The organism is Meiothermus luteus, assembly GCF_003574085.1.
Lineage (GTDB): Bacteria > Deinococcota > Deinococci > Deinococcales > Thermaceae > Meiothermus > Meiothermus luteus.
Window position 1 is genome coordinate 1 of sequence record NZ_QWKZ01000098.1, and the last position, 10,123, is coordinate 10,123.

The 10,123-nt window shown below is 64.0% G+C and carries 12 protein-coding genes and 2 pseudogenes; 4 read left to right on the forward strand and 10 right to left on the reverse strand.

From position 1 onward, the window contains the following. The 3 genes and pseudogenes from Mlute_RS16625 to Mlute_RS16190 all read right to left on the reverse strand — a co-directional run. On the reverse strand, positions 1-208 hold a 208-nt coding region (locus Mlute_RS16625), incomplete at its 3' end, for a hypothetical protein (protein WP_407942652.1). An 87-nt stretch (positions 209-295) separates the two neighbouring features. After that, positions 296-648 (reverse strand): annotated as a pseudogene (locus tag Mlute_RS12285) (DUF4277 domain-containing protein); the annotation flags it as partial. A gap of 43 nt (positions 649-691) precedes the next feature. Then, positions 692-1,001 (reverse strand): annotated as a pseudogene (locus Mlute_RS16190) (IS256 family transposase); the annotation flags it as partial. A gap of 145 nt (positions 1,002-1,146) precedes the next feature. Here Mlute_RS16190 and gmk point away from each other — a divergent pair. Further along, entirely contained in the window at positions 1,147-1,815 is a 669-nt protein-coding gene (gene gmk, locus Mlute_RS12295) for a guanylate kinase (protein ID WP_119360916.1), read from the forward strand. 6 nt (positions 1,816-1,821) lie between these two features. Here the strand turns inward: gmk and Mlute_RS12300 are convergent, their stop codons facing one another. The 7 genes from Mlute_RS12300 to rpmF all read right to left on the reverse strand — a co-directional run bounded on the left by Mlute_RS12300 (position 1,822) and on the right by rpmF (position 6,244). Further along, the gene (locus tag Mlute_RS12300; protein ID WP_119360917.1) at positions 1,822-2,295 is read right to left on the reverse strand and encodes a GNAT family N-acetyltransferase; all 474 of its coding nucleotides are present in this window, start codon (positions 2,293-2,295) and stop codon (positions 1,822-1,824) included. A gap of 125 nt (positions 2,296-2,420) precedes the next feature. Next, positions 2,421-2,648, reverse strand: coding sequence for a cold-shock protein (locus Mlute_RS12305; RefSeq protein WP_119360918.1), 228 nt, complete (start codon positions 2,646-2,648; stop codon positions 2,421-2,423). A gap of 246 nt (positions 2,649-2,894) precedes the next feature. Next, positions 2,895-3,131, reverse strand: a complete 237-nt coding sequence (gene acpP / locus Mlute_RS12310; RefSeq protein WP_119360919.1) for an acyl carrier protein — start codon at positions 3,129-3,131, stop codon at positions 2,895-2,897. Between the two features lie 46 nt (positions 3,132-3,177). After that, positions 3,178-3,915 (reverse strand): 3-oxoacyl-[acyl-carrier-protein] reductase, encoded by a 738-nt coding sequence (fabG, locus tag Mlute_RS12315; protein ID WP_119360923.1) that lies wholly within the window; start codon positions 3,913-3,915, stop codon positions 3,178-3,180. A gap of 16 nt (positions 3,916-3,931) precedes the next feature. Beyond that, entirely contained in the window at positions 3,932-4,846 is a 915-nt protein-coding gene (gene fabD / locus Mlute_RS12320) for an ACP S-malonyltransferase (protein WP_119360924.1), read from the reverse strand. A 67-nt stretch (positions 4,847-4,913) separates the two neighbouring features. After that, a complete protein-coding gene (locus tag Mlute_RS12325) occupies positions 4,914-5,891 on the reverse strand; it encodes a beta-ketoacyl-ACP synthase III (protein ID WP_119360920.1) in 978 nt (325 codons plus the stop codon). 161 nt (positions 5,892-6,052) lie between these two features. Further along, on the reverse strand, positions 6,053-6,244 hold the full coding sequence (gene rpmF / locus Mlute_RS12330) for a 50S ribosomal protein L32 (RefSeq protein WP_119360921.1): 192 nt from the start codon (positions 6,242-6,244) through the stop codon (positions 6,053-6,055). Positions 6,245-6,375: 131 nt separating this feature from the next. Here rpmF and Mlute_RS12335 point away from each other — a divergent pair, with 131 nt between their 5' ends. The 3 genes from Mlute_RS12335 to Mlute_RS12345 all read left to right on the forward strand — a co-directional run. Continuing rightward, complete coding sequence (locus tag Mlute_RS12335) at positions 6,376-7,479, forward strand: PQQ-dependent sugar dehydrogenase (protein ID WP_119360922.1); 1,104 nt, start codon at positions 6,376-6,378, stop codon at positions 7,477-7,479. Positions 7,480-7,528: 49 nt separating this feature from the next. After that, positions 7,529-8,887, forward strand: a complete 1,359-nt coding sequence (locus tag Mlute_RS12340; RefSeq protein ID WP_119360925.1) for a glutamine synthetase family protein — start codon at positions 7,529-7,531, stop codon at positions 8,885-8,887. Positions 8,888-8,912: 25 nt separating this feature from the next. Further along, positions 8,913-10,123: PASTA domain-containing protein (locus Mlute_RS12345; protein WP_245958968.1), on the forward strand; the 1,211-nt coding region annotated here is incomplete at its 3' end.

Consider the following 10,123-nt stretch of genomic DNA (forward strand, 5'->3'; position numbering starts at 1 on the left):
CCCACTCCCCCAGGGCGTACACCAACAGGGCCACCGCCATCACCATCCCCAGGGCCATCACCCGCTCCTCCTTCCCTCGTCCACCTCCCGCTCCCACCCCCGGTAGCCCGGCAGCAAGGGAAGCCCGCACCTCCCGATCCGACGGGTTCCCATCCCCCGGGGCGTAAAGCAGGGGAATGCCCCCCGTGTCGGCGCAAACCAGGTTCATCACCCACCGCTTGAGGTCCGGCCGATGGTCCCGGCTGTACCCGCGCACCACCCAAAGGGCCACAGGGTGCTTCCCCGGCCACCTCCTCCCACGCCGCCTTGGCGATCTCTAGGAACACCTCCGTCCCCAACCTCGTACAGGGTGTCCAGCATCCGGCCCACGCGGTCATCGTTCAAGCGCTCCGGGGTGACCCCAGGTCCCAGGAGGTGCTCGGTGGGCTTGCCTTGGAAGAAGTGGCCAAAGAGGTACAGGGGAGAGGCGACGAAGCCCAGGCCGTTCAGGACGGCGGCCTTGAGGGCGGTTCCCGTGGAGACCTTCTCCCCCGGTCTAGCCCCCACCTTGCGGTCCACCACCTCCGCCAGTCCTATGCGGTCCATGATGCCCGCCACCAGGCCCAGGTGGGCCAGGTGGTAAACCTCTAAAGTGGGTGAGGGTTCCATCCCTAAATCCTAAGAGTGGTGAGGGAGGTGCGGAATGTGGGTTCAAGCAAAACCCATCCAGGTACACGAAAGCCATCTCCTCCGGTAAGGGCATCCCACGGAAGGCCTCCGCCCCCTCCAACACCCAGTCCGGGATGGCGCTGTCTCGTGGGTGTAGCGGTGGCCCAGGGGGAGACCCGTCCCCTCCGCCCCTAGCCCCGGTGCCGTAGAGGGCCGCGGCCACCTCCCTCACGTCCACCTGGCCAAAGGGGGTCTCCAGTTTGCGGGGGTAGCGGCCGTTCTTGCGCCCGCCCTTTGGTCACCGTTTCCTTCACCGCTTCCCGTAGCAGCGCCTGCAGGGCAGACTGGTCTATGGGGTGCTTCCTCCCTCGTTTCGGTACCCCCCTTCTCTACACAAACCTTTACACATAATTCCTTACACGACCCTTGGCTTTGCAGTTTCCCCAAGCACAAAACCCCCTTACCAGAAGCGGCTAGGTTTGGTAGCATGCCCAAGTCATGCCACTCGGGAACCTTTTTGTGATGACCGGGGCCTCTGGCGTGGGCAAAGGCACCATCCGGGGGAGGCTTTTGGAGTACCACCGCATGTACTACTCGGTTTCCATGACCACCCGCCCGCCCCGGCCTGGGGAGCGCCAGGGGGCGGACTACTACTTTGTGAGTCGGGAAGAGTTTGAGCAAAAAATAGCCCAAAACGGCTTTTTGGAGTACGCGCGGTACGTGGACGACTACTACGGCACCCCCCGGGAGCCGGTGGAGGAGGCCCTCAGAAGCGGCCAAGACGTGCTTCTGGAAATTGAGGTGCAGGGCGCGCTCCAGGTCAAGCGGGCCATGCCCGAGGCCATCCTGGTCTTCATCGTGCCACCTTCCCTCTCGGAGCTGCGCCGCAGGCTACTGGTGCGGGGCACCGACAGCCTAGAAAAAATACGCAAGCGTTTGCTACGGGCTGAAGAGGAACTCCGGCTGGCACCAGAGTTCAAATACGTGGTGGTCAACGACCAGCTTGACAAGGCGGTCTCCGACTTTGCCGCCATCATCCAGGCTGAGCGGCTGCGGCAACCCCGTATGGCTGAGGCCTTAGCCCGGGCTTTGTCCAAAGACCCCGAGCTAGAGGCCGAGCTAGACAAGATGGAGGAGCGCCTCCGAGAAGCGGGGCCCCAAGGGTAGCAGCCCCTAACGAAGGCTCTTCAAGTACCAGCTCAGGTTGGGGCCGCTGTCCCGCAGGTGCTCAAACCCTACCCGCTCCCAGAAACGCTTGGCCTGCTCGTTGTGGCCGTAGACCACTGCATAAAGCCGCTCCATCCGCCCCCTGAGGAGGGCCTCGAGCCGCTCCACCGCAGCTTTTCCTAGCCCCTTTCCCTGTAGGCTCTCCTCTATCAGGAGCAGGCTGATGGTGGCCGAGTGAAGGTCGGGATGGGCCACCTTGTAGTCTAAGAAGCCCACCACTTGCTCCCCCTGCCTGAGCAGCACAGCCTGGCGGCGGGTATCGTGGCGAAGGGTCTCCAGCTCGCGCTCAATGTCGTTGAGGCTGGGAATCTCCCCCCCAATCAGGGCAATGTAGGTGGGGCAGCTCAAGTAAAGGTTGTGTACAGCGGGGGCCAAATCAGGGGTAACGGGCAGAAAATCAAGCTGCACGGAGACCTTCATAAGCTTGCCCTGATTTTACTGGCCCTCTCCCGACAAGGGTGTAATTTCCAACCCTCAGAGGAAAAGCGGGGCTTATCCAAACGCCGGCCCCTGGTTGCCCAGGGGCCGGCCAGCGGAAAACTCCCCTAGTGGCGCTTAGCCGGCTCCACCACGCTCACGTTGGTGGCCTGGGGCCCCTTGCCGTTCTTCCCCGGCTCAATTTCAAAGGTCACCACATCGCCCTCGTTGAGGGTACGGAATCCGCGGGCCTGGATGGCGCTGTAGTGGACGAAGACATCCGGCTCCCCCTCCTCCCGCTGAATAAAGCCGTAGCCCTTTTCCGCATTGAACCACTTGACTCTACCCTTGTGCATACTGCTCCTTACCGCAGGCCGCCTTTCGCCAAAAGGCCGCCCGGCCCAGGACTAAGGCGCTGAACTACCCAGAGGCTGTCCCTGGCCGGGCCGCAGACCCTGCGCAACCGAACCGGGGGCAAAACAACACGGGCCACCTTAGAAAACTCCCAGACGCTTCAAGATAGCACCTCGAGGGGCCCCGTGTCTACAGGAAAAAAAGCCGGGCCAGGTTTGGAACCTCACCCGGCCCAGCAAAAGGCAGGATCATTTAGCCTGCTTGGACTGGATGAAGTCAATCGCGTCCTGCACCGTGCGGATTTTCTCCGCTTCCTCATCGGAGATTTCCAGGCCGAACTTGTCCTCTAGGCCCATGATAAGCTCCACAGTATCCAGGCTGTCCGCGCCCAGGTCCTCAATGAAGCGGGCCTCGGGAACCACCTTCTCGGGGTCTACCCCCAGCTTGTCCACAATCACTTCCCTCACGTCGTCCAGGATTGCCATGCTGAACCTCCAGGGTCTGCTCTACCTGCGGGATTCTACCACAGCCTCAGTGCGGGGTCAGGCCCCCGTCTACGCAAAGGGTCTGCCCGGTGATGTAGGCGGCATCCTCGGAAACCAGAAAGGCCACCGCCTTGGCCACCTCTTCGGGACGGCCGAGGCGGCCGGCTGGAATCTGCCGCAGGTACTCGGACACCACCCCTTCGGGCAGCTTGGCGGTCATGTCCGACTCAATAAAACCCGGCGCAACCGCATTGACGGTGATGCCCCGGCCCGCGTACTCCTTGGCCACCGAACGGGTAAAACCTATCAGGCCGGCCTTGGCCGCCACGTAGTTGGCCTGACCGGCGTTGCCCAGCAGGCCCACCACACTGCTGATGTTGACCACCCGGCCCCAGCGGGCGCGCATCATCAGCTTGATGGCCTCCCGGGTGGTGTGAAAAACGGCGGTCAGGTTGGTCGCGAGCACGGTGTCCCAATCCTCATCCTTCATGCGGATGAGGAGGGTATCGCGGGTAATACCCGCATTATTAACCAGGACCTCAAGCCCCCCCAAGGCCGCGTGGGCCTCCGCGACAAGCCTCTGCGCAGCTTGGGGCTGGCTTAGGTCGGCCCCCAACACCACCACATGGGCTGCCCCTAAACCCCGGGCCTCCTCGGCGGTGGCCTCGGCCGCCTGAGGGTTGCTGGCGTAGTGTACCGCCAAAGCATAGCCGCGACGGGCCAGCTCGAGGGCGATGGCCCGCCCTATTCCTCTAGAAGAACCCGTTACCAGCGCCTTCCGCACAAGCACCTCCCTTAGCCTAACCCTTCACACCCAGATGCGCCGCAATTTCCTGCGGGGTGGTGAGGGCCTTGGCCTCTACCCCCTCCAGGGTGCGCCCCACCAGACCGGTGAGGACCTTTCCCGAGCCGAACTCGAGGTAGGCCATAACCCCCCTCTCCCTCAGGTCCTGCAGGGTCTCCACCCAGCGTACCGGATGGGTAATCTGTTCTAAAAGAAGCTCCCGTATCCGCCCCGGATCGCCCTCCGGGCGGGCCAGCACGTTGGAGTAGACCGGGAAGAGAGGGGGGCTAATCTCCACTCCCTCCAGGTCACGCCGTAGCCGCTCCTGGGCCGGCCGCATGAGCGAAGAGTGGAAGGGGGCCGAAACCGGCAAGGGCACCACCCGCGCCCGATGGGCCTTCAAAACCTCGGTGGCCCTTGCTACCCCCTCGGCCGTCCCCGAGATAACCGTTTGCTCCGGGGAGTTGAGGTTGGCCACCTCTACCCCCTCAATCGGCGCGATTAGTTCCAGGAGGGCCTGGACCGGTAGCTTGAGCACCGCCGCCATGGCCCCAGCCCCCACCGGGACCGCCTGCTGCATGTACTCGCCCCGCTTGCGCACCAAGCGCAGGCCATCCTCCAGGCTCAGGCTTCCAGCCGCCACGTGGGCCGTCCACTCCCCCAGGCTATGCCCCGCGGCGTAGTCCGGCAGGGGGCCACCCACCTCCCGGTAGGCCAAAAAGGCCGCATACCCCACGGCCAGCAGCGCGGGCTGCTGGTTGGCGGTAAGCCTAAGCTCCTCCTCAGGCCCCTCCCACATCAGCCTAAGCAGCCCCGGAAGGACCGCCTCGGCTCGCTCCAGGGCCTCCCGAGCTGCCCGGGAACCCTCGTAAAGGGCCTTTCCCATCCCGATTTCCTGCGAACCTTGACCAGGAAACAGCGCTGCTATCACGCCCACCTCCCTCAAACCCTGCCCTACGGCCAGGGACCCCCCTGGCCTACCAATAACCCCTCACCACTCAGTCCGGCTGCCACCAGGTGAGTACACTGGCCGCCCAGGTGAGCCCGGCCCCAAAGGTCACGAAGAGGATATGGTCCCCATCATGGATTTTTCCTGCGTCCAGAGCCTCTTGTAGGGCGATCAGCATGGAAGCGGTGGAGGTGTTGCCGTAGCGGTCCACATTCACCCAGACCTGCTCGGGGGGGAGTCCCAACCGTTCCCGGGCCGCCTCGATAATACGAGCGTTGGCTTGGTGGGGAATCAGGTACTTGATGTCCTGGGGCCTGAGGCCAGCTTTCTCAATGGCCTCTAGGGTAGCGGTGTTCATCACCCGCACGGCGAACTTAAACACCTCCCGGCCGTTCATATAGGCGTACTCCCCCATGGGCGTACCATCGGGAAGGCTGGGGGCTAAGCAGCGCAGGTTGAGTTCCCTGGCCCCCGAGCCGTCAGCGCCCAGGACAAAGGAGCGAAAACCATAGCCATCGGGCACCGGGCCAATCACCGCCGCTCCAGCCCCATCCCCAAAGAGCACCGCCGTGGAGCGGTCGGAGAAGTCCAGAATCTTGGAGAGTGTTTCCGAACCGATGGCCAGCACCTTGCGGGCCAGACCGCTTTTGACCATGGCATGGGCCTGGGCAACGGCGTAGCCCCAACCCGGACACCCCGCCAAAAGGTCGTAAGCGCCGGCTTTGAGGCCAAATCGGTCCTGCACCAAGGCCGCTGTGGCGGGAAAGAGCGCATCGGGGGTGTTGGTGGCCACGATGACCAGGTCCACCCCTTCCAAAGCGCTCGGCCCGTGGCGGCGGAGCAGGTCCTCCACCGCCTTGAAGGCCAGGTGGGAGGTATACTCGCCCTCGGCGGCCAGCCTGCGCTCGCGGATGCCAGTGCGTGTGACAATCCACTCGTCTGAGGTATCCAAAATCTTTTCAAAGTCGTGGTTGGTCATCACCCGCTCGGGGGCGTAGCAACCCAGCGCTAGGATACCGGTGTTCAAAGCTGCCTCCTAAAAGACCCCATGGTGGGGCACTCCCCCAAAGATAACACCCCGGGCCCAATTAGGCCCAACCCACCCCATGCCTAAATAAAGGCCTCCGGCGCGCCCAAAAGCGGCCAGAGGAGCCCGTTGGTGAACCAAGTTCAAACAGCAAGACCAGCCTAGGCCTTGACCTCCAAAACCTTACGGCCCGCATAGTAGCCACAGCTATCGCAGACCGTGTGGGGGGGAACCTTAGCCCCGCAGTTGGCGCACTGAATTAGGGTAGGCGGGGTAAGCGCAGAAACCACAGCCCGGCGAATGTCCCGGCGGGACTTGGAAACCTTCTTCTTGGGTACGGGGTGCTTGGCCATTGCAGCTCACTTCCTTACACGTAGTCTTTGCCGTTTTAGCTACCGGCAAACCGCTCTCTAATCTACCCTCTGCCGGCCCAAAGGTCAACACAACACACCGAACCCAAATTTTTTGGGGCTAGACTCAGCTTATGCGTAGCCTAAGCCTTCTTTCAGTCCTCTTTTTTTGCCTGGCCTCGGCGCAAAGCCTGCAGCTCGTCCCCGTGGTGGGCAACCTTAGCCGCCCGCTGTTTTTGACCTACGCCCCTGACGGCAGCGGGCGGCTTTTCGTTGTGGAGCAAGGAGGCACCATCCGCATCCTACAGGGAACAAGGCTCCTTCCCGAGCCTTTTTTGGATATATCAAGCCTGGTTTCCTGCTGCGGCGAGCGGGGGCTTCTGGGCCTGGCCTTTCATCCCCAATTCCGAGAGAACGGCTTCTTCTTCGTCAACTACACCAACCGTGACGGCGACACCGTTGTCGCCCGCTATCGGGCTAGCGGCAATCGGGCCGACCCCAGCTCAGCCCGGGTCATCCTCACCATCGATCAGCCCTACGCCAACCACAACGGGGGCATGATTGCTTTTGGCCCAGACGGTATGCTCTACATCGGCACCGGGGACGGGGGGGCAGCGGGCGACCCCTTGAACGCGGGCCAGCGGCTTGACACCCTGCTGGGAAAAATTCTACGGATTGACGTGAACCGCAGCGAAAGCGGGCACCCCTACGCGATTCCCCCGGACAACCCTGTGCTGGGCGGGCGCCGCTCGGAAATCTGGTCGTACGGCTGGCGCAACCCCTGGCGCTTTAGCTTTGACCGCGAAACCGGCGATTTGTGGGTGGCCGATGTGGGGCAGAACGCGGTAGAGGAGGTTAACCTCCAGCCCGCCAGCAGCAAGGGGGGCGAGAACTATGGCTGGCGGATTATGGAGGGCGACCGCTGCTACAATCCACCGCAAAACTGCAACCGGGAGGGCCTGGTGATGCCGGTGATCACCTACACCCACAGCCAAGGCCAGTCCATCACCGGGGGCTACCGCTACCGGGGCCGGGCCATGCCAGCCTTCCAAGGGGCTTACTTCTACGGCGACTACGTGAGCGGGCGCATCTGGGTGGCTACCCTCCAGGGGGGCCGCTGGCAAAGCCGGGAGCTCCTGAAAACCGACCTCAACATTAGCTCTTTCGGGGAGGATGCGGAGGGGGAGCTATACGTAATAGACCACCGGGGGGCGGTCTATCGCCTGGCCCAGCGGTAAACCCCAGCAGGCCCTGGCCCTTGGGGCGCTAGAGGGTATCTTAGTGGAGATGGCACGGACCAAGCAGGAGATTCTGAGGGAGCTAAAGGAAAGACAGGTGCGCTTTTTGCGCCTCCAGTTCACCGACATCCTGGGCCTAAACAAGGTGGTGGAACTCCCCGCCAACCAGTTTGAGAAGGCCCTGGACGGAGAGGTCGTGTTTGATGGTTCGTCCATAGAGGGTTTTGGACGCACCGAGGAGGAGTCGGACATGCTCCTCAGGCCGGACTACCAGACCTTTTTGGTCTACCCGGAGGACCTCGAGCCCACCACCAAAGGCCCCATCGCCCGCCTTATCTGCGACATTGCCTACCCCGACGGCAAACCCTTTGAAGGCGACCCGAGGCAAGTGCTCAAGCGGCAGATTGAGCGGGTACAGAGGCTGGGGTTTGACAACTTGTACGTGGGCAGCGAGGTGGAGTTCTTCCTATTTGTCCGTGGCCCCGAGGGCCAGCCCCTCCCCCAAACCCCCGACCGGGCCGGCTACTTTGACCTGGCCCCCACCGACAAGGGGGAGGAGGCCCGGCGGGCCATGGTGGACATCCTTCACCGCATGGGGTTGCCCATAGAGGCCGCCCACCACGAGGGCGCACCCGGCCAGCACGAAATTGACCTCAAGTACACCCATGCCCTGGAGGCCGCCGACCACCTCACCACCCTTAAGTTCGTGGCCAAGCGGGTGGCCATCCACCACGGCCTTCACGCTACCTTTATGCCCAAGCCCATCGCCGGGGTCAACGGCTCCGGACTGCACTTCCATCTCTCCCTCTTCAAGGAAGGCGAAAACGCTTTTTTTGAGCCGCAGGGCAGACTCGAGGTCTGGCCCCACCAGCTCTCCAAAACCGCCCTTAGCTTTATCGCCGGCCTCTTTGAGCACGCCGAGGGCCTGGCCGCCATCACCAACCCTCTGGTCAACTCCTACAAGCGCCTGACCCCCGGCTACGAAGCCCCCACCGCGGTCTCCTGGTCAGTCTCCCACCGCAGCGCTATGATTCGGGTGCCCAAGCGGCGGGGGGCGAGCACCCGGGCTGAGTTCCGCTTACCCGACCCCTCCTGCAACCCCTACCTGGCCCTGGCGGTGATTCTGGCCGCGGGGCTTGATGGTCTAGAAAACCGGCTTACCCCTCCACCCCCCATTGAACGCAACGTCTACGACCTCTCGGTGCGCGACCGGCGCAAGTACCGGGTAAGCGAGATGCCCGGCACCCTGCGGGAGGCGCTGGAGGCCCTGCAAAAGAACCGGGTAATCCGAGCGGCCCTGGGCGAGCAGGTCTACAAAGACTTCCTCAACGCCAAACGGGTGGAGTGGGGCTCCTACCGAATCGCGGTGCACCAGTGGGAGCTCGAGCAGTACCTGGCTGAGTACTAAAACCGGGCAGGTATAATCGCTTGTGGTGCCGCTGTTGGACGAGCAGTTTAGCCTCCTGGCCGAGGTGGGCTCCCAGGGGTTCGTGCGGCTTTACCAGGTGGAAACCCCGGGGGGGCAAAAGGGCTGGCTTTTCTGGTTTGAGGTGCACACCCCCGAGGCCCGCACCGCCTTCCACCGCTACAAAAACGCCATCCGAAGGCTCGAGGCCCAAGGGTTTTTGCCCGAAGGGGTGGTGGTTTCGGCCAACCCCGGGCGCTACTACGCCTTCTGGCCCGAGCGGCCCAAAAGCCCCCTCAAGCCCCGGCGGCTCAGGCCCATTCTGGAGGTTCTGAGGCCCTTTGGCTACAGCGAAGCCGAGCTTGAAGTCGGCGAGGAGAACGGCCAGTTGCGGGTGGTGCGGCTCTCCCCCCAGGTGACCCATCCACCCCCCCCACCTCAGACCGAGAGGGAAGCCATGCCTCCCCCTACCCACAAGGAACCCCTGCCCCCCAGCGCCCGCGGGCGCTGGATAGGCTGGCTGCCGGGCCTGTTGATGCTGGCCCTGGGCAGCCTAGCCCTCCTCGAGGCGGCCCATCGCTACTTGAACCCTCCTGAGTACGTGCTGCCCGACCTGGTGGGCAAAACCCCCCGGCAGGCCCTGGAAGCGGTGCGGGGCTTCGGCCTTCAGGTAGAGTTCACCGAGGGCAGCGACCCCTCCTTGCCCGAGGACCAGGTTTTAGAGCAGACCCCCGACCCCGGCACCCGGGTTAAGCCCGGGCGGCGGCTCGAGCTGGTGGTCAACAAGCCCCGCTTAGGGAGCGTTCCCACCCTGGTGGGCCGCTCCCTAGAGGACGCCCGGAGGGCCCTTGAAACCGCTGGCTACCGCGTCGCCGGGGTGACCCGCATCGCCAGCGGCGACACCGCCGACACGGTGCTGGCCAGCCTCCCCCCCGAGGGGCAGCCCATCCGCCCTGGTGAAGGGGTGCGCCTCCTGGTCGCCAGCGGCGCCCGCCCCCTGATCCGCGAAACCTTGGTGCCCGACCTGAGCGGCCTCACCGAGGAGCAGGCTCGCTACATCCTGACGGTGGCCGAACTCCGGGCCCAGGTGGTCCGGGTGGCCTCAGGGGCCCCCGAGGGCAGCGTCATCGGCCAGGAGCCCGGGCCCGGGGTCACCCTAGCCCGGGAGTCCACGGTGCGGGTCATCGTGGCTGCCCAGCCCAGCGCCAACCTGCCCAAGGCCTCTCCCTTCCCCCCACC